Annotated in this window: 20 protein-coding genes; 5 read left to right on the top strand and 15 right to left on the bottom strand. The window is 43.7% G+C overall.

Annotation, left to right across the window (positions count from 1 at the left end; all coding sequences use genetic code 11):
- The first annotated feature begins 42 nt into the window (after positions 1 to 42).
- On the top strand, positions 43 to 2,262 hold the full coding sequence (locus CXF82_RS07405) for a S46 family peptidase (protein WP_101092582.1): 2,220 nt from the start codon (positions 43 to 45) through the stop codon (positions 2,260 to 2,262).
- A 254-nt stretch (positions 2,263 to 2,516) separates the two neighbouring features.
- Here CXF82_RS07405 and rplI read toward each other — a convergent pair whose 3' ends face one another.
- From rplI to rpsF, 4 genes are read right to left on the bottom strand one after another with little or no spacing between them, the layout of a single operon-like run.
- A complete protein-coding gene (gene rplI / locus CXF82_RS07400) occupies positions 2,517 to 2,969 on the bottom strand; it encodes a 50S ribosomal protein L9 (protein WP_101092583.1) in 453 nt (150 codons plus the stop codon).
- 26 nt (positions 2,970 to 2,995) lie between these two features.
- Positions 2,996 to 3,223 carry a 30S ribosomal protein S18 gene (rpsR, locus tag CXF82_RS07395; protein WP_005497284.1) on the bottom strand — a complete coding sequence of 76 codons (228 nt, stop codon included), beginning with the start codon at positions 3,221 to 3,223 and terminating at the stop codon, positions 2,996 to 2,998.
- An 11-nt stretch (positions 3,224 to 3,234) separates the two neighbouring features.
- Positions 3,235 to 3,540, bottom strand: coding sequence for a primosomal replication protein N (priB, locus tag CXF82_RS07390; RefSeq protein ID WP_101092584.1), 306 nt, complete (start codon positions 3,538 to 3,540; stop codon positions 3,235 to 3,237).
- A gap of 8 nt (positions 3,541 to 3,548) precedes the next feature.
- Entirely contained in the window at positions 3,549 to 3,968 is a 420-nt protein-coding gene (gene rpsF, locus CXF82_RS07385) for a 30S ribosomal protein S6 (protein ID WP_101092585.1), read from the bottom strand.
- Between the two features lie 359 nt (positions 3,969 to 4,327).
- Here rpsF and CXF82_RS07380 point away from each other — a divergent pair, with 359 nt between their 5' ends.
- Positions 4,328 to 5,071, top strand: a complete 744-nt coding sequence (locus CXF82_RS07380; RefSeq protein WP_102043939.1) for a DUF481 domain-containing protein — start codon at positions 4,328 to 4,330, stop codon at positions 5,069 to 5,071.
- A gap of 189 nt (positions 5,072 to 5,260) precedes the next feature.
- Here CXF82_RS07380 and CXF82_RS07375 read toward each other — a convergent pair whose 3' ends face one another.
- The 9 genes from CXF82_RS07375 to zapE form a co-directional block, all read right to left on the bottom strand.
- Entirely contained in the window at positions 5,261 to 7,351 is a 2,091-nt protein-coding gene (locus CXF82_RS07375) for a prolyl oligopeptidase family serine peptidase (RefSeq protein ID WP_102039114.1), read from the bottom strand.
- Positions 7,352 to 7,577: 226 nt separating this feature from the next.
- Positions 7,578 to 8,327: a 23S rRNA (guanosine(2251)-2'-O)-methyltransferase RlmB gene (gene rlmB, locus CXF82_RS07370; protein WP_102039113.1), complete on the bottom strand. Its 750-nt coding sequence runs from the start codon at positions 8,325 to 8,327 to the stop codon at positions 7,578 to 7,580.
- On the bottom strand, positions 8,328 to 10,790 hold the full coding sequence (gene rnr / locus CXF82_RS07365; protein WP_102043938.1) for a ribonuclease R: 2,463 nt from the start codon (positions 10,788 to 10,790) through the stop codon (positions 8,328 to 8,330). It lies immediately after the preceding gene.
- Positions 10,791 to 10,830: 40 nt separating this feature from the next.
- Complete coding sequence (locus CXF82_RS07360; protein ID WP_101092590.1) at positions 10,831 to 11,454, bottom strand: tetratricopeptide repeat protein; 624 nt, start codon at positions 11,452 to 11,454, stop codon at positions 10,831 to 10,833.
- Between the two features lie 466 nt (positions 11,455 to 11,920).
- Positions 11,921 to 13,216, bottom strand: coding sequence for an adenylosuccinate synthase (locus CXF82_RS07355; RefSeq protein WP_101092622.1), 1,296 nt, complete (start codon positions 13,214 to 13,216; stop codon positions 11,921 to 11,923).
- 66 nt (positions 13,217 to 13,282) lie between these two features.
- A complete protein-coding gene (locus CXF82_RS07350; protein WP_101092591.1) occupies positions 13,283 to 13,471 on the bottom strand; it encodes a DUF2065 domain-containing protein in 189 nt (62 codons plus the stop codon).
- Positions 13,472 to 13,948: 477 nt separating this feature from the next.
- Complete coding sequence (gene rpsI, locus CXF82_RS07345; protein WP_101092592.1) at positions 13,949 to 14,341, bottom strand: 30S ribosomal protein S9; 393 nt, start codon at positions 14,339 to 14,341, stop codon at positions 13,949 to 13,951.
- Between the two features lie 14 nt (positions 14,342 to 14,355).
- Positions 14,356 to 14,787 carry a 50S ribosomal protein L13 gene (gene rplM, locus CXF82_RS07340; protein WP_101092593.1) on the bottom strand — a complete coding sequence of 144 codons (432 nt, stop codon included), beginning with the start codon at positions 14,785 to 14,787 and terminating at the stop codon, positions 14,356 to 14,358.
- Between the two features lie 326 nt (positions 14,788 to 15,113).
- Complete coding sequence (gene zapE / locus CXF82_RS07335) at positions 15,114 to 16,223, bottom strand: cell division protein ZapE (RefSeq protein WP_101092623.1); 1,110 nt, start codon at positions 16,221 to 16,223, stop codon at positions 15,114 to 15,116.
- A 165-nt stretch (positions 16,224 to 16,388) separates the two neighbouring features.
- Between zapE and CXF82_RS07330 the strand changes: the two genes are divergently transcribed.
- The 3 genes from CXF82_RS07330 (at position 16,389) to degS (ending at position 19,671) form a co-directional block, all read left to right on the top strand.
- Positions 16,389 to 16,739, top strand: coding sequence for a ZapG family protein (locus CXF82_RS07330; protein WP_101092594.1), 351 nt, complete (start codon positions 16,389 to 16,391; stop codon positions 16,737 to 16,739).
- A gap of 186 nt (positions 16,740 to 16,925) precedes the next feature.
- Positions 16,926 to 18,284 carry a DegQ family serine endoprotease gene (locus tag CXF82_RS07325; protein WP_102039111.1) on the top strand — a complete coding sequence of 453 codons (1,359 nt, stop codon included), beginning with the start codon at positions 16,926 to 16,928 and terminating at the stop codon, positions 18,282 to 18,284.
- A gap of 301 nt (positions 18,285 to 18,585) precedes the next feature.
- Positions 18,586 to 19,671, top strand: a complete 1,086-nt coding sequence (gene degS / locus CXF82_RS07320; protein WP_102039110.1) for an outer membrane-stress sensor serine endopeptidase DegS — start codon at positions 18,586 to 18,588, stop codon at positions 19,669 to 19,671.
- A gap of 158 nt (positions 19,672 to 19,829) precedes the next feature.
- On the opposite strand, the gene CXF82_RS07315 is transcribed toward degS, so the two are convergent.
- A complete protein-coding gene (locus CXF82_RS07315; protein ID WP_102043937.1) occupies positions 19,830 to 20,015 on the bottom strand; it encodes a hypothetical protein in 186 nt (61 codons plus the stop codon).
- 212 nt (positions 20,016 to 20,227) lie between these two features.
- A complete protein-coding gene (locus tag CXF82_RS07310; RefSeq protein WP_102043941.1) occupies positions 20,228 to 21,910 on the bottom strand; it encodes an Ig-like domain-containing protein in 1,683 nt (560 codons plus the stop codon).
- Between the last annotated feature and the right edge of the window lie 124 nt (positions 21,911 to 22,034).

The raw sequence follows: 22,034 nt of genomic DNA, 5'->3' as shown, positions 1-22,034 counted from the left end.
CCTGCAGGTAAAAAACACACAATAACAAAATAAGGAAAGAACATGCGCAATGCATTGATTGCCGCTATTGCTCTCTCTACAGGGATGTTGTCATCCTCTGTGGTTAAGGCCGATGAAGGACAGTGGCAGCCGTATCAAATGCCCTCAATCGCTGACAAACTTAGCGAACGTGGTATTGATATTCCCGCTAAACAGCTAGCGGATCTCACGAGCTACCCTATGAACGCTGTTGTCGGTTTGGGCTATTGTACCGCCAGTTTTGTTTCGCCCCAAGGCTTAGTTGTCACAAACCATCATTGTGCCTACCGCGCGATTCAATATAACAGTAAAAAAGAACATAATTATCTCGCGGATGGTTTTTTAGCAAGCAGTAAAGATAAAGAACCGACTGCAGGTCCTAATGAACGTCTTTATATTACTGAAGCCGTAACCGACGTATCTGCACAGGTAAAAAAAGATATCGGCAAGGATCCACTGGTTCGCTTTGAAAACATTCAAGCCAACCGCAAGGCACTGGTTAAAGAGTGTGAAAGTGATGACAACTATCGCTGCTCAGTGCGAAGCTTTCACAATGGCTTAGAATACTACCTCACTAAACAGCTCATTATACGAGATGTTCGTTTGGTATATGCACCACCAGAAAGTGCCGCGGCTTTTGGCGGTGACATCGATAACTACGAATACCCACGCCACTCAGCTGATTTCACCTTCTTACGTGCCTATGTTGGTAAAGATGGTAAACCTGCGATATTCAACAAAGACAACGTGCCTTATGTGCCAAAGAGCTATCTAAAAATCAACGCCGACGGTGTTAAAGCTGGCGACGGTGTTTTTGTCGCCGGTTATCCAGGTTCAACCAGCCGCTATCGCTTAACAAGTGAACTCAAGTTTGCCAGCGATTGGTTATACCCCACACTCGCAGCACGCTATCAGCTACGCATCGATACCATTGAAGCGATGAGCGCCGCGAATAACGACGTTAAGATTAAATATGCGGGTAAGCTTGCAGGCATGGCCAACCGTATGAAAAAGTACAACGGACTGCTCGATGGATTTAAAGCCACCGATATAGCAGGCATTAAGCAAGCCCGTGAAGATAATTTTAAAGCTTGGTTAGCGCAAGACAAAACGTACATGTCTTTTCAAACTCAGTTTGATGAGCTCGAAACCTTACTGGTTGAGCAGCGTAAACAACGTCAAACACGTTACTATTTCGACAGTGCTCAAAGCAGCGCGCTACTCGATACCGCTAACAAGCTGTACCGTTTGGCAAAAGAGAAAACCAAGCCCGATGCTAAGCGCGAAGAAGGTTATCAACAGCGTGACATGAAGATGTTTAAAGCACGCCTAAAACGCCTTGATTCGAGCTTTGCCATTAGCGTCGATAAAACACTATGGTTACAAGACTTAGAAGCTTATCTAAACCAAGATATTCGTGTTAGCGAACTTGATGCAGCACTAAATGAAGGGGATGTTGAAATCACATTGTCTGAAAAATTGGATGCACTTTATGCACTAACATCGTTAACGGATAAACAGAAGCGACTTGCTTGGATGGATGCTGACGCAAGCGTATTCGAAACCAGTGCTGACCCTTTTATTCGCCTTGCCGTCTCATTATATGAGAAAAATATGGCAGCCGAAAAGGAAGCAAAAACAATGGCGGGTCAGCTATCAATGGCACGTCCTGATTACATGAAAGCCATTATCGCCTACTACAAATCAAATAACTGGCCAGTATACCCAGACGCCAACGGCACGCTACGGATCACCTACGGGATGGTTGATGGATACCAGTCGAAAGATGCGCTCTACAAGCAGCCGTTTACTCGCTTAGAAGGGATCCCAGCCAAAAGTACCGGCATCGAGCCTTTCAATGCACCGGCTAAGCTATTAAAAGCGATTGAAGAACAGCGTTATGGTAGTCATAAAGTAGAGAATGTTTATCAAGATCCCGCATCTTGGTTATGCCGACTATTCTCATGCTTAGACAAGCCAGAACAATTTAACTCTGTCCCCGTCAACTTCTTATCAAGTGTCGACACCACTGGTGGTAATTCAGGTTCACCGGTGTTTAACGGCAAAGGCGAGCTAGTCGGTCTTAACTTTGACTCGACTTACGAAGCCATTACCAAAGACTGGTTCTTCAACCCAACAATTACCCGAGCGGTACATGTCGATATTCGATACATACTGTGGATGATGGATGAAGTAGATCATGCTGACAACTTAATCGAAGAGCTCGATTTAGTTAGAAATTAAACAAATATAAAACTGAAAAAAGGCATATACAGCGCAGCTGATATGCCTTTTTAATTCACAACAATCATTCCATCACCCTACTCTTCTCGCTTTCCCTGTTATTCCTGTTATTCCTGCTATTCCTGCTATTCCTGCTTTTCCTGCTTTTCCTGCTTTTCCTGCTTTTCAGACATAAAAAAACACCGCGCTAATCAAATTAGTGCGGTGTTTTAAATTAAAACTTTGCTAATACCAAAAGGTATTAATGCAATATATTAAGCTTCTGCAACAACAGAAATCTTAACAATAGCTTTAACTTCAGTATGAAGTTGAACTTCAACTTCAAAGTCACCAGTGTTGCGCAATGCACCTAATGGTAGACGTACTTCGCTTTTAGCAAGCTTAACGCCAGCAGCAGTAACTGCATCAGCTACGTCACGGTTACCAATAGATCCAAATAGCTTGCCTTCGTCACCAGCTTTAGAAGCGATAACAACAGACTCAAGTGCATTGATGATCTCTGCACGAGATGTAGCAGCAGCTAATTGGCCAGCTAACTTAGCTTCTAATTCAGCACGACGTGCTTCAAAGACTTCAGTGTTAGCAGCGTTAGCAACAACAGCTTTACCTAGTGGTAAAAGGAAGTTACGTGCGTAACCTGATTTTACAGAAACTTGGTCACCCAAGTTGCCTAGGTTAGCGATTTTATCAAGTAAAATAACGTTCATTTTATATTCCTCTAAATTAATGCAGTTTACTGATGTAAATCAGTATACGGCAGTAGAGAAAGATAACGAGCACGCTTGATAGCGCGAGCTAGTTGACGTTGATATTTAGCATTTGTACCAGTGATACGACTTGGAACAATTTTACCACTTTCAGTGATATAGTTCTTCAAAGTAACGATATCTTTGTAATCGATCTCGGTAACGCCTTCTGCAGTAAAACGGCAGAACTTGCGACGACGGAAATAACGTGCCATGTGACAGTCTCCTAAGTTTTCAATTCGACATTTTCGGCGTGTAAAACCAAACGATTTTGACCATTTCTGCTCTGTTGCAGATTAAGGAAACCTTCGACTTGGATTTCAACGCCGGCTTTCAGATTTTCTGTAACGCTATTAAAGCGTTCACCACTCAACACAACTTGAATTTGACAATAAACGTTGCGTAACATTTCTGCTTCGTAACGTTGAGATTTGTGTTCCAACATCAATACCGTATGGGCAATGCCTGCTGGACTATCAAATCGTCTAGAACGCGTAATGGTTCCTGCTAATACAAAATGGTTTGTGGTCACAAAAAAACTTACTCAGCAGTGTTTTCAGCGCTTTCTTTAACTTCTTCAGTAGCTTCTGCGCGAGGTGCTGGTGCACGCTCTTCAGATGAACGACGTGTATCGCGTTCGTCTTTAGCTTTAGCCATTGGAGATGCTTCAGTCATGGCAGCTTTAGTACGCATAACCATGCTACGCAAAACAGCGTCGTTGAAACGGAAAGCTGTTTCTAGCTCTTCAACCGTTTCTGCAGTAGCTTCTACGTTAATAAGAACGTAATGAGCTTTATGCAACTCGATGATTGGGTAAGCCAATTGACGACGGCCCCAATCTTCTAAACGGTGGATTTGGCCACCAGCTTCGGTAATTATACCAGTGTAACGCTCGATCATACCTGGCACTTGCTCACTCTGATCAGGGTGAACTAAAAATACGATTTCATAATGACGCATTTTTTGCTCCTTACGGTTATCTAGCCTCGTTGTTGGCTCAGTCAAACCTAATAGAGGCAAGGAACTAATTAAAGTGACTGATTTAAGCCGCGGAATCTTACATAAACTAGCGGCACAATTCAAGCAATAATCACCTTATTCCCCTATTCCTCTCTAATTAGCCATAAAAGCCCTGTTATGTATGTCAAGTAACGTTGTTTATGGGGATATATAAGCTTTAGGACAAATAATGGAGTCATTCATTCGATAGGCATTAATCTCAAGCTGGAATCTTGTTTGCGCTAGTGCTGATTCTAGGTATGATGTCGCATTGCATGATTTTACTTTCAACCTAAAGCAACACACCAAGAATAATAATAATGCCTAGAATCCTCACTACCGCCTTTGCTCTTTGTTGCTCCCCAGCAGCCTTTGCACTTGTTCCGCCTGACTATCAAGAGCCACCAAGTGACTTAACCGCTGAAATTGAAGCGGGCTTTCAACTCAATACGGGCAACACTCAATCGAGCAGCTTTAACGGCAGAACAAAAATTGTTTATGACACGGACGCGACACGACAAGAAGGTACTTTTAAAGCCTACTTTGCCGCCGATGATGAAAAGACCACCTCTGAAAAGTATGAGCTACAACTTCAATCAAGTTATAAATTCTATAGTGGCTATGTTTATGGTCGAGGTGATTTCACCTGGGATAAATTTGGTAGTTATACACGTATATCAACAATATCAGGTGGTTATGGTTTCGATGCCATCGCCAACTCTAGTACAACATTAAGCTTAGAAGTGGGTCCAGGTTATCGATATAACTTGCCTATCGCCACCGATAGCATTCCAGAGCCAGATGCAAATAAAGATGTCATTCTCCGTACTGCGGCAAAGTTTGAGCAAAAACTACAAGAATATACGACTCTGAATGCAGATTTGACGTCAGAAGCAGGTGAAGATAACAACACGCTAACCCTAGATATGAGCTACAAAAATACTCTTTTTCAAGATTGGGCGTTCAAGATTGGTGTCAATATCAAATACACTCAGGTGGTGCCAGAAGGCTCAAAACAAACAGATACCATCACTACCTTTAATTTACTTTATACCTTTCAATAATGATGTGACGGGCTTGAGTACTTAAGTTGCGGCTCGACGTTATCAATGCAGAAAATCAACGTCGATCTGATTCATTAAAGCAAACCATAATGCTATCCCAAAGTGTGAGCAATACGAGTAAAAACATAATCAGCTTCATTAAGATTATTGTTTACTCGTATCGTCTAGCAGAATGGCTTAACGTCCAAACTACCTAAGTTGCTGCATTAAATAGGCATAGACCATTGAGCTTAATTCAGCAGCTTGATTATTATCTGCCGCCCCGGCATGACCACCCTCTATATTTTCGTAATACAACACGTCTATCCCCATACCTTCCATTTTCGCCACCATTTTACGCGCATGCGCGGGATGAACACGATCATCTCGAGTTGAGGTGGTAAAGAACACTTTAGGGTAAGCCGTGTTCGCCTTTAAATTATGGTATGGCGAGAATTCTTTAATGTAATCCCACTCAGCGGGGATATCAGGGTCGCCATATTCGCCCATCCAACTCGCACCCGCGAGCAATTTATTGTAGCGCTTCATATCGAGCAACGGCACTTGGCAAACTACCGCATTATATAGCTCTGGCTTACGTGTAAACGCCGCGCCCATGAGTAGGCCGCCATTGCTGCCCCCCTGGATCCCTAAATGTTTACTTGAGGTGATTTTTCTGGCAATTAAATCCTGCGCTATTGCTTCAAAATCTTCATAAGCTTTATGGCGATTTTCTTTGAGTGCTGCTTGATGCCATGCGGGGCCATATTCACCACCACCGCGAATATTAGCCAAGACATATACGCCGCCTTGCTCAAGCCAATTTTTACCGATGGTTGCTGAATATGATGGGCGTAATGAGATTTCAAAACCGCCATAGCCATAAAGTAATGTTGGATTAGTGCCATCTAGCGTCAGATTTTTAGCCATGACCACAAAATAAGGCACTTTAGTGCCGTCCTTTGATATAGCGAAATATTGCTTAGTCTCAAACTTATCAGCAGCAAACTGCTGTTTCATTGCCTTTATTTTTTTAGCCTTCATGCTGTTGCTATCGAACAAATACAGACTTGCTGGCTCCAAGAAACTGGTGTAATCAACAAAAACCTCATCACTGTTATCTTCACCACCAAACACACTCAATGTGCCGTTTACTGCAAATGGGGCTTGTTCGGCTTGCCATTGACCCTTCTTTTGCACGTAACGCATCAACTTACTTTTAACGTTATCGAGCCAAGTGATAAGAATGGTGCTTTTAGTGAATCGTACTTGTGAAATTGAAGCTGTTGCAGTTGGCTCAACCAAGACACTAAATTCTGGTTTCTGAGCGATAAGCTTATCGAGATCCGTGTAAACAATAGCGCCTTGCTTAAAAGTCTTACCTGCTATCGTTAAGTCACTTTTAAGTTCGATATAAAGCTGATCATTGAAATAGCCTTTAATATCCGTATCTATTGGCAATGGCAAAGCAATGAGTTTGTCATTGCGATATGCATAGTGCTGCGCGGTATAAAAAGTAAGGCTTTCAGATACTAACTGTAGCGATTTTTTGTCGTCATAAATGACATAGCCGGAGACTGCTACTGATGTTTTATCACCGCTAAAAATAGTTTTTGCAGCAGATAAAGGTGTTCCTCGCTGCCACTGCTTAACCACTCTAGGATAGCCTGAATCGGTAAGGCTGTTGCCATCAGCAAAATCAGTTCCAACAAAAACGGTGTTTTTATCTATCCAACTAACACTAGATTTAGCTTCATCTAAGGCAAAGGGCTGCTGCTTTTTATCGACAAATGACTTACTCGTTAAATCAAACTCCCGTACCTCAACTGCATCCGCTCCACCGCGTGATAGCGACACCAGACAACGGTCATAATCGGGATAACGACAACTCATGCCTTTATAAACCCACTTAACGCCTTCAGCCTTGCCTAAGGCATCAATATCTAACACCGTCTCCCATTGGGGTTCAGCCTTGGTGTACTCTTCCATCGTCGTTCGACGATAAATACCACGCACGTGGTTTTCATCTTTCCAAAAGTTATAAAGAAAGCCATCCATGCGGCTTGCATACGGGATGCGTTCCTTATTGTTCAGAATCGCTAAACTGTTGCTGACTAATCCATCAAAGCCGTTATAGGCTTTGATTTCCTTCGCAGAGATAGCATTTTGTTGCTTAACCCACTCCAAAGGCTTCGCGCCCTCTACATCTTCTAACCATAGGTATTTATCTTCTTCAGCAAAAGTCGGGGCTGCTGCGGCAATTGAACTTAGCACGCATAAGGATAAAATTGGATTTCGCATTAAGACATCCTGTTCTTCTAGTGAGTCCGACTAAGTTACTGCATGTTGTATTAAAGTTAAATAGCAATTAAATAAAAACCAATGCTCAACTCTGTCACCCTTCTACCATCACGAGCAAATCAGTCTAATTTGAAAACATCCAAATACAAAAATGCCGATGAGGCACAAACCCCATCGGCATTTAATATTAAGCGTTTATACGGAAAACTAGACCGTAATAGATTGCTTACTTAGTCTTAGTAAGACGTTGACGTACCGCTTCGAATAAGCAGACACCTGTCGCCACTGACACGTTTAAGCTTGAAACACTACCCGCCATAGGAATAGACACTAAAGTGTCGCAACTCTCACGTGTTAGACGGCGAAGGCCTTTGTCTTCTGACCCCATCGCAATAGCAATAGGGCCCGTTAGACTTGCTTGAAAAAGCTCACAATCAGCTTCACCTGCCGCGCCAATAATCCATATACCTTTATCCTGTAAACTACGCATGGTTCGCGCCAAGTTAGTCACTTGATATAACGGAACAATCTCAGCTGCGCCACAAGCCACTTTGCTGACAACAGGTGTCAAACCAACAGAGTTATCTTTCGGTACAATAATACCTTGTACACCTGCAGCATCGGCGTTACGTAAACAAGCCCCCAAATTGTGTGGATCGGTTACTCCGTCCAAAATCAATAAGAAAGGTGTTTCGGTCTCTTCCAACATCGCATTGAGATCGCTGTCATTGAGAATTTTGGCTACTTTGACTTTAGCCACAACACCTTGGTGTTGACCGCCAGCAGACTTATCATCTAACGCTTTACGTGACGCATACTGTATTGTCACGCCCCATTCCGCTGCAATTTCTAATATCGGAGTCAGTCGCTTATCATCGCGTCCTTGTAACACCCACATTTCGATAACACGCTCAGGGCTATTCTGTAATACAGATTCAACGGCATGCAAACCAAAGGTAATATCTTGCTTTTTCATCTATTTCTTACTCGTTTTACGCTTCGCTGGCTTGGCTTTTTTAGCCGAAGACTTTGTTGCTGAAGCTTTGGTCTTAGTCGTGGGAGCTTGGCTACCACTGCTTGATTTGTTTTTGGTTGCAAATTTTGAACCCGATGTCGCTTTGGATCCACTTCTACCACCACTTGAACGCTTGCCTTTAGAAGCGCTCTTTTCTTTATCGGCAATCTTAGCGCCTTCACGATTGACGCGCTCTCTGGCGGTCATTGGCTTACTCGGCTTACGGCGTTTCCCACCAGCAGAGTCACCTTCCATCATCAGGTCGATTTGGCGATCATCGAGGTTGACGGCCGTCACTTTTACCGTGACCGTATCGCCAATTTGATACACTTGTCCAGATGCTTCACCCACTAAGCGTTGGCGCATATTATCGTACTGATAATAATCACTGCCAAGGCTAGAGATATGCACTAACCCGTCGATGAATAGATCATTGAGGCGTACAAACATACCAAAGTGAGTCACGGATGCGATAACGGCTTCAAACGTGTCACCAACATGGTCTTGCATAAACTCACATTTGAGCCAATCACTCACATCTCGAGTGGCTTCATCTGCGCGTCGCTCTGTGGTAGAACACTCAACACCCAGCTGATCAAGTTCTTCAATCTTGTATTGGAAACCACCGTCAGCAGTCCACTGGTCGGCAAGATTGCCCTCTTCTTTTGCTAACAAGTAACGGATCACTCGGTGCAAAATCAAGTCAGGATAACGGCGTATTGGTGAAGTAAAGTGCGAATACTCTTCCAATGCTAGACCGAAATGCCCTTCGTTATCGGGGGTATATGTTGCTTGCTTCATTGAACGCAGTAACATTATTTGAATAAGCTCAGCGTCCGGTCTGTCGGCAATTTGCTCCATTACCGCTTGGTAATCTTTTGGTGTCGGCTCGAGTCCACCCTCCATCGTCAAGCCACGCTCTTTAAGGAAATCCTTAAAGTTGGTTAGCTTTTGTTCCGATGGTGATTCATGTACGCGATATAACACCTCACCTTTGTGCTTTTTAACAAACTTAGCAGAGGCAACATTGGCTAAGATCATGCATTCTTCAATGATCTTATGCGCTTGATTACGATTTCGCGGTATGATTTTATCGATTTTACGCTGTTCATTAAATACAAACTGCGTTTCTGTGGTTTCAAAAGCAATGGCACCACGGTCTGCACGAATCCCATCTAATGTCAGATACAGAGATTGCAGTGTCTGCAGATGAGGGAAGATAGGTTTAAGCTTATCACTCACCTCACCGCCTTCAAGCATATCCGCTACCTGGGTATAGGTTAGACGGGCATGAGAGTGCATAACGCCAGGGTAAAACTTATATCCTGATAACTTGCCAGCGGCAGAGATGGTCATCTCAGCAACCATGCAAAGACGGTCGACCTCTGGCATCAAAGAACATAATCCATTAGAGATCTTCTCTGGCAACATCGGGATCACTTGCGATGGGAAGTAAACCGAGTTGCCACGTGAACGGGCTTCTCTGTCTAATGCAGACTCTGTGCGCACATAATGGCTCACATCAGCAATGGCTACCCATAAGCGCCAGCCACCTGACTTTTTCTTCTCGGCGTACACTGCATCATCGAAGTCTCGCGCGTCTTCACCATCAATCGTGACTAAAGGCAATTGACGTAGATCGACACGACCTTCTTTGTCCGCGTCGGTCACTTCATCAGGGATCTTTTTAAGCTTCTTTTCAATCAGTGCAGACCACTCGTGTGGTAAGTCATAATTGCGTAGTGCTATCTCAATTTCCATGCCCGGCGCCATTTGCTGGCCAAGTACTTCGGTCACTTTTGCGGCCGCTTTAACATAGCGTCCAGGTCGACGAGTGAGCTCTAAAACAACGATATCGCCTTGTCTCGCGCCTAAACGGTCTTCTTCAGCGATCAGTATCTCTTGAGTGACACGACGATCGTCAGCGATAACGAAGCCCATACCAGCATCAAGATGGAAGCGGCCAACAAGTGCGGCGCTCCGTTGTTCAACTAAACGTACAATTCTAGCTTCACGACGCCCTTTACGGTCAACGCCTGCTTTTTGTGCCAGTACTTTGTCACCGTGAAAATACATCATCATGTCACGGTTATTAATATAAAGGTCGTCTCCACCCTCTGCTAACTTTAAGAATCCAAAGCCATCGCGATGGCCTATGACGGTGCCTGTTAGCAAATCCATTCTTTCTGGTAAGCCATATGATTTACCGCGAGTAAATACGAGTTCACCGTCACGCTCCATTGCACGCAAACGACGACGGATAGCTTCTAGCTGTTCTTCGCCTTCGATTTTAAGTGCGTTTGCAATGTGTTCACGGGTAAGTGGTGACGTTTGAGAGCGTAAGTATTCTAAAATATACTCGCGACTTGGGATCGGGTTCTCGTAGTTTTCTTGCTCTCGCTTAATATGCGGATCTTGTATCATTCATTTTCCAAATTATTGGCATGGCTGCTCTCAGCTATGCTTATTGTTGCGTTCTCAGGTGTTCTTTCTTTGCCCTAGCTATTGCGCTGGGCGGCATTTTTGCCTCTAACACCTTTAACAAATTGGTTGCTTCGGTTTGTACCGTTTCATCGCTAAAAACTTCGTTGTATAGCCAATGAAAACCAGTTTCATAATCGCGGGGGCTACCATAGCCTTCACCAAATAACCGAACCAACATCATTCGCGCAGGTAAATCACCTGTCGCGGCTGCTGGTAGCACATAGTGCACAGCACGTTCTTTATCTTCCATGACGAATTTACCGTCATGGTAATACTCTGCCATTCTAACCATGGCTTCAGCACTGCCTTGCTCTGCTGAGGTTTTTAACATCGAGATCCCACGCGGCGGATTGGCCTTTACGCAGATCCCATGATTGAGCATTTCAGCCCAAAGATACTGATACAAAGGCTGCTTTAGCACTTCAGCTCTTGCTTCAATATCTTCTACAATTTGACAGTCATCGCCTTTAACTTGGGTTAAATAGCTTTTGGTACGAATTAAATCAACAAGTTGCTCTTGAGTATAGACGTCTACCGCTTTCGGAGTCGCCAGACTAGGCAAAGAAATTATCGATAATACAATAATTAATACATAACGCAGCATAAGGTCTCTCAATGACAGTGGGTTAATTCAAGCACTAAATATCGAGTCTGCTAAAAGCAAATTCTAAGCACATCTGTCTTTTCTCATCGGCAGTATACCGCATTTCTTGAGTACTAACTGCACATTAACCATTTCTGATTACGCGGTTTTAAATATTAGTCTCTGGGGGCTATTTATCTTTCGAACTTAGCTTTTGTTCGCCTCTCTATGATAACGAATAATCAATGCAGTACCAGGCTTGAGCGATGATGAGCGAGCTAAGAGAAAAGCTAATAACGCATTATTGTCGTAAAATAATAGAGATATTTAACCGAACTAGAATGGCCGTGCTATTAGGTTATTTTCGCTGTGCAGGAGGATATTTGTGGAGAACAACTAATACATGGCCTTACCGAAACAGACTATCTACGACGGTAAAACATCAATAACCGCTAATAAAAAGGCCGCTAAACGCGGCCTCTTCTTATTAACTAAACGGATTCACTAGAATCATGGTCTCGTTTCTATCCGGACCCGTTGAGATAATATCAATCGGCGTTTCTAGCAACTCTTCTAAACGCTTAATGTAGTTGATTGCTGCCGGTGGCAGTTGCTCTACAGATGTTGCGCCGTAAGTTGTTTCGCTCCAACCAGGCAGAGTTTCTAAAACAGGCGTAACCTGCTCATAGCCTTCAGCTGCTAGCGGTGTTGTAGTTGCTACAGTACCATCAGGATACTCATAACCAACACAAATTTTCACTTCTTTAAGACCGTCTAGAACATCTAGTTTAGTCAAGCAGAAGCCGCTTACGCTGTTGATTTGAACTGCACGCTTCATCGCGACAACATCTAACCAACCTGGACGGCGTTTACGACCTGTAGTCGCACCAAACTCATGACCCTTAGTACCTAAGTAATCACCAATTTCGTTTTTCAATTCCGTTGGGAAAGGACCAGCACCAACACGGGTGGTGTATGCCTTCATGATACCCAAAACGTAATCGAGATGACGAGGACCAAATCCAGAACCTGTAGCAACACCACCAGCGGTAGTATTAGAAGAGGTTACAAATGGATAAGTACCATGGTCAATATCGAGTAACGTGCCTTGAGCACCTTCAAATAGAATCGGTTCACCGGCTTTACGTGCCTGATCAAGTAGCTCAGAAACGTCGACGCACATACTCTTCAAGTAATCAGCAATTGCTAGAGCATCTTTCAATGTCTCTTCGTAATCTACCGCTTCACACTTGTAGTATTCGGTCAGCATGAAGTTATGATAAGCCATCACTTCCTTCAGTTTCTCTGCAAACAATTCTGCATTAAACAGATCGCCTACACGCAAACCGCGACGTGATACTTTATCTTCATATGCTGGACCAATTCCACGACCCGTCGTGCCGATAGCTTTATTGCCACGCGCTTTTTCGCGGGCCATATCTAATGCACAATGGAATGGAAGAATTAGAGGACATGCTTCAGAAATTAATAAACGTTCCTCTACAGGTACGCCACGCTCTTTAAGCATGTTAATTTCAGTCATCAGTGCGTCAGGTGCAAGCACCACGCCGTTACCAATAATGCATTTTACATTATCGCGTAAGATCCCTGATGGAATAAGATGAAGAACGGTCTTGTCGCCATCGATAACAAGAGTATGACCCGCATTGTGGCCACCTTGGTAACGAACGACATATTTAGCCTGTTCGGTAAGAAGATCTACTATCTTACCCTTGCCTTCGTCACCCCATTGGGTGCCGAGAACTACAACGTTTTTGCCCATTATTTGCTGCACGGTAGTGGTTAAAACGGGATTTTAGCAGATCTATAGGGGCGGTAGGCAAGTATTTTATGAAAAAATAATCAATATAATCACACCAACGGTGACTAAAGAGCCACCTAAACGTTGCAAAAGCTGCTGATTTTGATTGGAAATTTCTTTTAAATACGCTCGCCAACGATTGGGAAATAATAAGGGGCCAATTCCTTCAATGATGAGCACTAAACCTAACGCAAGCATGATTAACTCAAAAGACATAACAAAGTATTTCCTGTACCGAACACTGAAGAATATAAAGCACTTTATCTCTCCTAATAGCCAGCTTCTCTAGCCACTATGATTACCGAGTTGCTCTTCAGCCATCTTATAGTAAGTGTGACCTCAGATAAATGTCGTAATAACCGACAAGCCAAATAAGCTAATCAAAATCCCTCTCAATAGTGCTGTCGTGTGTGCTGAGCCAAAAAGGCAAGCTTCCATACATATGGCAACGTAAAAGCTGCACATGCGTATTTCAGCCGTTATCTGCCACAGGTTTAGCCAGTGCATTGCGGAGGGATTTTATTTGCCGATACAATTGAAAGCGTTCAGGACGTGTAAAAGCAACAACCTGAATGAAGAGTCGCTCGAAAAAGCAGACTAAGTTGAAAAATATTGTGATTAGGCAAAGCGGTAATTTCTAGGCAATAAAAAACCCAGCATATAGCTGGGCTTTTTGAATTCTGAAAGCGAAAATTAACGCTTAGAGAATTGTGGCTTCTTACGTGCTTTACGTAGGCCAACTTTCTTACGCTCAACTTTACGAGCATCACGGGTAACGAAACCAGCAGCACGTAGAGAAGGACGTAGAGTCTCGTCAATTTCCATCAACGCACGGGTAATACCGTGACGAATAGCGCCTGCTTGGCCAGTGTTACCACCACCCTTAACAGTTACCATGATGTCTAGCTTGTCAGTCATTTCAACTAGCTCTAGAGGCTGACGAACAACCATGCGAGAAGTTTCACGACCGAAATATTCGTCTAGAGGTAACTGGTTAACGATAATGTTACCAGTACCTACTTTAACGAATACACGAGCAGTAGAAGTTTTGCGACGGCCAGTGCCGTAGTATTGAGTTGCAGCCATTGCTATAATCCCGTTTAGATATCAAGTACTTGAGGTTGTTGTGCAGCGTGGTTATGCTCTGTACCAGCGTAAACTTTAAGCTTACGGAACATGGCACGGCCCAATGGGCCTTTAGGTAGCATACCCTTAACAGCCTTTTCGATAATCATTTCAGGCTTATGAGCTTGCAGCTTCTCAAAAGTTATCTGCTTAATGCCACCGATGAAACCAGAGTGTGAATAGTAAACTTTGCCTTTGGCTTTGTTTCCAGTCACGGTAACTTTCTCAGCGTTAATAACGATGATGTAGTCACCAGTATCAACATGAGGCGTATACTCTGGCTTATGCTTTCCGCGTAGGCGAGAAGCTATTTCAGTAGCGATACGACCCAAAGTTTTACCTTCGGCGTCAACGACGAACCAATCACGAGTGACTGTTTCTGGTGTAGCAGTAAAAGTAGTCTTCATTTTACAAAAACCCAATGTTAAAATTCTGTCTCACATGCTAATGCCATTATTGGCAAAAACACAAAAAATGCCTTTCCCCGCCCCTTCGAGCAAAGAATTAGGCTTTACAACTTCCACCTAGAGTGGTGGATAACGAGGGCAGGTGGCGGATTATAGACAAAGATGAGTTAAAAATCACCTAATTTCTAGATAAATTCTTATCTCTTTTTAAACGTTTCATCTATCAAGGCTGCAGATGACCCTCTGATCGTCTCATAACGTAGGAAATCAGGTCGTTTTAGAGACAAATAATCAAGTTGAAAAGCTGCGAGTGATTGGCTTCAAACTTAAGGTAAATGCTCTAACGCCAAATAATCGTGGGACTGCATTTCGGTCAATCTGGAACGACAACGTTTAAATTCAAAATTCAGTAAGCCTTTAGTATAGATATCCTCTAAAGAGACTGCCGATGAAATAATTAATTTAACATTACGCTCATAAAACTCATCTACCATCGCTAGAAATCGACGTGCAATGTCATCACCAGTTAAATGCTCGCCCATCTGCTCTACGTTACTGAGCAGCACCGTATGGTAAAGTCTTGCAACCTCCATATAATCTCGTTGGCTGCGCGGACCATCGCATAACGCTCTAAAATCAATCAATAATACCCCTTGGGCTTGCTGACGGATCTCAATGACGCGGCCATCAATTAACACCCCTTCTTGTGAGATCTCAGATTCCGGGGCTAACTTCGCAAAATACTCTTGTAAGTTTTGCTCAGCCTGTGCATCTAATGGTGAGTGATAGATCTCAGCTTGCTCAAGTGTTCTTAGTCGGTAATCAATGCCTGAGTCGACATTTAAAATATCGCAATACTTATTAATAGCAGCAATCGCGGGTAGGAATCTAGCCCGCTGCAAACCATTGCGATACAGTTCGTCAGGGATGATGTTAGACGTCGCGACTAAGGCGACGCCTTCAGCAAACAAGGATTCAAACAAGGATCCTAACAACATTGCGTCAGTAATATCAGAGACAAAGAATTCATCAAAGCAGATCACTTGATATTGTGTCGCCATTTTTTTAGCGATAATGACCAGCGGATCACGTTGCCCTTGTAGCTGTGCCAAATCAATATGTAATTGATGCATAAATCGATGGAAATGCGCACGCAGCTTTTTTTCACCCGGAAGGGAATCAAAAAAGGTATCCATTAGATACGTCTTACCGCGACCCACTCCGCCCCATAAATAGAGCCCTTGTACGCTTTGCTTTGATTTTGTCCCAAATAGAGAAAACAGCTTACTCTTGCTGCGTCCTTGGCTATTCAGTGCGATAAGATCGTCGTACACTCGTTGCAGTTGCTTTACCGCTTCTTCTTGTGCAACGTCGTGGGAAAAGTCATCTCGAGTTAAATCTTGTTGATAATGCTGCCAAGGAGTTAAATGCGACACGTAAATCATTCTCTATCTGTAGGTAAGGAACAAACACAAATCAGCCGATCAGGACTGTTTGGTGATCAATTATAATTAAACTATTTCAGTAAATAGTACCACGGCCGAAAGCCGCCATGTATATTTGGCAGCATCTCTCTTTTTAAAGTCGTCATTGGAGTCAATATGGAATGGGCATTAACCTTTGCAGCCTTTGTTATAGGCAGCGTTTTTGGCTACGTTGGGCATACCGTTTTAACTATAAAAAATAAAGACAAAAGTCAAAATAAACAGCTAGAGCAAACTCAGCTGGAACTTTACCAATATAAGCAAGAAGTATCAGATCACTTTGACGGCCACTATAAACAACTCTCGGAACTTACCCATCTAGTCAATAAGGTTAACCAGCAATGGAATACATCTGCGAGCTTATTAACCTCCCCAACGACTGATAAACATCTAGCTGATTTAGCGCCTGTAGATAACCGCAGCGTAGCAACCGATAGCACCTATACTGAAAAGACTGCATCACTATAGAGAATGTATCGATAAATTAACCTTTGTTAATCATTGATGAACTTTTTGATACTCGCTTGAGTCCGACTCAATAACGAATGATATAAAACAGATTATATGATTTGCATGGCATTCACCTTTTGTTAAAGGTAAACCAGTGCCGAACCGTGCAAACATTAGTATTGACGAAATTGGAGCAACGTATAAATGAAGACTAAATTATCCTTACTTTCAGCAGCCTTTTTAAGTGCTTCTTTAATGCTAGCCCCCACGGTATCTCAGGCCGCAATCCCTCTTGCAGTCGGCGGCGAACTCTTACCGAGTTTAGCGCCTATGTTACATAAAACGACGCCAGCAGTGGTCGCCGTAGCAGTGTCAGGCACACATGTTTCTAAGCAAAAAGTCCCTGATGCATTCCGCTATTTCTTTGGCCCTAACGCACCAAGAGAACAAGTACAGGAACGTCCATTTAAAGGACTAGGTTCGGGCGTCATCATCGATGCTAAAGAGGGTTATATTGTTACTAATAACCATGTTATTGAGGGCGCTGATGAAATCCTTATCGGATTATCTGATGGCCGCGAAGTTGAAGCAAAACTCATTGGTACTGATACCGAATCAGATATCGCCCTATTAAAAATCGAAGCCAAAAACCTCACAGCCCTTAAACGCGCTGACTCCGACGAGCTACAAGTAGGAGATTTTGCCGTCGCCATTGGTAATCCGTTTGGTCTTGGTCAAACCGTCACATCGGGTATTGTCAGTGCGATGGGCCGAAGTGGCCTTGGCATTGAAATGCTTGAGAACTTTATTCAAACCGATGCAGCTATCAACAGTGGTAACTCCGGGGGGGCATTAGTTAATTTAAATGGTGACCTCATCGGTATCAATACCGCGATTGTCGCTCCAGGCGGCGGCAACGTTGGTATCGGTTTTGCGATACCATCAAACATGGTCAACAACCTAGTGGACCAAATTATTGAACATGGTGAAGTGCGTCGTGGCGTACTTGGGGTATTAGGTCAAGACCTTACCAGTGAGCTGGCAAAAGGCTTTGGCATTGACACCCAGCACGGTGGTTTCATTAATGAAGTCATGCCAGACAGTGCTGCAGACAAAGCAGGCATAAAAGTAGGCGACATTATTACCAGTGTTAATGGTCGCAAGATTAAGAGTTTCCAAGAACTACGCGCCAAAGTTGCCACTATGGGCGCAGGTAGCAAAGTTGAATTTGGCCTGATCCGTGACGGTGATGAAGAGTCCGTGACCGCAACACTCGGAGAATCAACCCAAACAGCAGAAGCCGCCGCAGGGGCAGTACACCCAATGTTACAAGGTGCAAAACTTGAAAATGCTGATGCCTCATCAGGAGTCGCGATTACCGATGTAGCTCAGGGCTCACCAGCAGCGGCGAGTGGTTTGATAAAAGGTGATGTTATTGTGGGTGTAAACCGCACTAAAGTGAAAAACCTAAAATCACTCAAGTCAGTGTTTGAAGAGCAGAAAGGCTCTGTCGCGTTAAAAATACAACGAGACAACACTAGCATATATTTGATCCTTCGCTAAGTTCATCAGCGTAAACTGAATAGCCGAGTAATATACTCGGCTATTTTATTGTCGGTCAAAGTGCTTTCGTATGCGTGTTTAATACATACTCATCCTACTTGAAGGTACTCGTTTCAGAGGCCTTCTGCGATGGGTTTTAATGGGCTTTACTCTGTGTTATCGATTTTACTAAGGGAACAACCATTAGTAGCAATCAATGCCTTGATTAAAGCCCATTAAATTCCCACTGAATCCAGCATTTTCAGGTAGGGTGGGTATAAACATGTTAATCTAACTCATCTTTTCAGTATTAACTCCCAATATGATGATTAAAGACACTCTTATATATGTCGGTAAAGCCATAGCATTTGGCCTTATCATGGCTGTGGTTATCATTATTGTGATGCCTTTAATTACCGGGCAAAGCCTCACGAATGGCTTAATGAGCCGTGCGGTAACCAGCAGCAACGAATTATCTTTTGCAACCGCAGTGCGCCGAGCAGCACCCGCTGTTGTCAATATTTATAGCCTCAGCATTGATCAAAGACAACCGCTTAAACCCAGTTCATTACAAGGATTGGGCTCAGGTGTTATCATGAGCAAAGAGGGTTATATCCTTACCAACTACCACGTCATTAAACAAGCCGACGAAATTGTCGTCGCGTTGCAAGATGGTAGAAAATTCACCTCTGAAGTGGTTGGCAGCGATCCCGAAACCGATTTAGCGGTATTAAAAGTCGAGGGCGATAATCTTCCTATCGTGCCACTTGGACTCGAGGTACCAGCAAGAGTGGGTGATGTCGTATTGGCCATTGGTAACCCCTACAACTTAGGCCAAACCATTACCCAAGGCATTATTAGTGCAACGGGTCGAAATGGACTCAGTTCTGGTTACCTTGATTTTCTACAAACTGATGCTGCGATTAATGCGGGTAACTCGGGTGGTGCACTCATTGATACTACCGGCCAATTAGTCGGTATTAACACCGCGGCTTTTCAGGTTGGTAAAGAAAGTGGTACTCACGGTATTAGCTTTGCAATCCCCATCAAACTGGCTCACAGCATTATGGGTAAGTTGGTTAAAGATGGCCGCGTTATTCGTGGTGCTTTAGGTATTAGTGGTGAAGCGGTTGGTCCCGTGATGACACAAATTCTTAATCTTCCAGACTTAACGGGTGTACTAGTGACAAGTATCGACCCAGCCGGTCCGGCGGCAAAAGCACAACTGCAAATCCGTGATGTAATAACGCATTATCAAGGTGAAGCGATACCGGGCGTTGAGATGTTGATGGATAGAATCGCTGAAACAAAACCTGGTATGGAAGTTAAAATCACCATTATTCGCGAAGGTAAGTCTTACGATGTACCAGTGATAATTGATGAGAAGCCAGTTCACAACAAAAAGTAACCGTTAACCTCCTTGACCCATAACAAGCCTGCTTAATGCAGGCTTTTTACTGTCTGACGACATCTAAATGCGATCAATCTAGCCCCGATATTGCATCAGAAGGGCATTAAACCGAGTGCCACTTAAAGGCAGGTCACTCTATGGATTGGTGAGTAAGTTCAATTAACAGTAGATTTCGGTAGCTGCTGCGGTTTCTTTTGCAGTAAGCCAAACCAGAATGCGATCTCTAAAGCCACACCTAAGATCAGTACCCCTTTAACGCCTGATGCAAAGCCAACGGCGTAACACGCCAGCGCAGTCAATATTAGCAGTAGAAACAAGCCCACTCTTTGCCATAATTTCATCCATCTCAGCTCCCTTTTATTCAACTCTACATGAACCCTTCTTCAACGCTTAGTGTTAACCATAGCAAAATGAGTTAAAGGAGTACGCTCTAGTATATTAACCTTTGTTTATCTTAAGTGGGTGGGTAAGCAGAAGTTCAACACATGAAAAAGCCGCTCTAATGATGAAATAGAGCGGCTTTTGGCAGGGATAATAAAGGTAAGCTTACTGACTACTTATGGATTTTAGGTAGTGCAGCTGCTCTTTCTGTATAGTTTTCGTGACAGTTACCACAAGTAAACTCAGCGGTTGCCCAAGGCATTTGGAACTTACCATCGGCGGTGAACTGCTTCGCTGTTGGGTCTAGGTCGATAGTAAATAAGTGAGACTTCACATCACCAAATACCGTAGCTCCTCCACCTTGTCTTGGTGCTGTCTTAACTGCACTCTTAGCCAGTTTCGGCATATGACAGTCAGTACATGCTGCGGCGGCATGAGGAGCGGCGGCATAAGTATTCTGTGCAAACTCCTTCTCACCCAGACCACTCGCATTGTGACAAGCTGTACACTCTTTCACTGCGCCAGTGTGCAGCCCATCAGCACTATCTGCATTCAAGGTAGACTTGTGAGAATCATGACAAGAGGTACATGCCATGCCACTCTTAGGGCCAATTTCGTCACCCGCTTTATAAGTGCCGTGATCTTCAGGAACGACACCTAACATCTCATCGCCAGTCTGGTGATGCTTTGATAAACCGCCTTTAGAGATAATTCGGCCACCGACTTTGCTGCCATCAGGGAAGGCTTCGTTGTAATGGCTCACAAACGATGGGTAATCTTTCTCACCATCACGTGTATGACATTCGGCACAAGTAACTGCCTTACCGTAAGCCATATCTTCAGCTAAGAAATCATCGGTAATACGTGCGACCGCAATCTTAGTGATATTGTCTTTTGAAGGAGACTTAACATGGAAACTACCCGCACCATGACAAGACTCACACTGCACACCTTGCTCAGCAAAAGTACCATTCATGCCCGGTAAGTCATCTTGGCGTAATGGGTTGCGAGTATCGCCACCAGCTACATCAGTCGTGCGCTTCCAACCCGTTGTATGACAGTTACCACAGCTATATTGAACATTGAACTCGGTATCCTTGTAATTGCCCATAACATCCGCATCGCCTGGATGATTATCAGGAATATTCAATTCTCCGGCAGAGTTTCTAATGTTGTATTGCACATCTTTACCGGTAACGATGTAGCCATCTTTGTCTAACCAGCGCATTTTCCAACCGTAACCACCGACTGTATATGTGACTTCGTCATAACTTGTTGGTGCACCTAAAACATTATTGGGTACTGAATCGACCAGCAGATCGATAGCACCAGTAATAGTTGTTGCTGGGGTATATGGGAATACAGGAGCATCATTTCCAGGGTTTTTCATGATCTTAAAGTTATGACCAGTCTTAACAAAAGATTCATGTTTGCCACTGTGGCAGCTAGCACAAGATGCCGAACCAACATAAGCTAATACTTCTGGCTCTGGCAGTGCTTCAACAGTAACGGTAACAACAGCAGACGCTTCATCAGTACCGTCAGTGATGGTGTAGTTAAACTTCACCTCACCGGCATCGCTGCCTGCGGTAAAGTCAACTTTGCCATCTTTAATAACGGCACTACCTGAATCAACAGAAACAATCGTTAGCGAATCGCCATCAGCATCGGTATCGTTTGCCAATACATCGATGGTCACGACTGCTGATGCAAGGACATTTGCGGCATCAGCGACGGCAACAGGTGGAGTATTCTCTACAGGTGGGGTGGTATCATCATTATCACTACCACATGCAACCAACATGGTTATCATGCTGGCGAGTAGTAGCTTTTTACATGGGATTTGTGCGTTCATAAGTTCATCCTCAACATTGCTCATATTCATATCGCCGAGATAAATCTGTTTGGCGATTGATAGCCTCTATGGACATGAGTCAAGTATTGAAGAGTTACTACTAAAGAGATAGATAACTAGAGTT

Source organism: Shewanella sp. GutDb-MelDb, assembly GCF_002836075.1.
Taxonomy (GTDB): domain Bacteria; phylum Pseudomonadota; class Gammaproteobacteria; order Enterobacterales; family Shewanellaceae; genus Shewanella.
The sequence above is the reverse complement of the archived record's forward strand: the minus strand, read 5'-3'. Positions and strand labels throughout refer to the sequence as shown.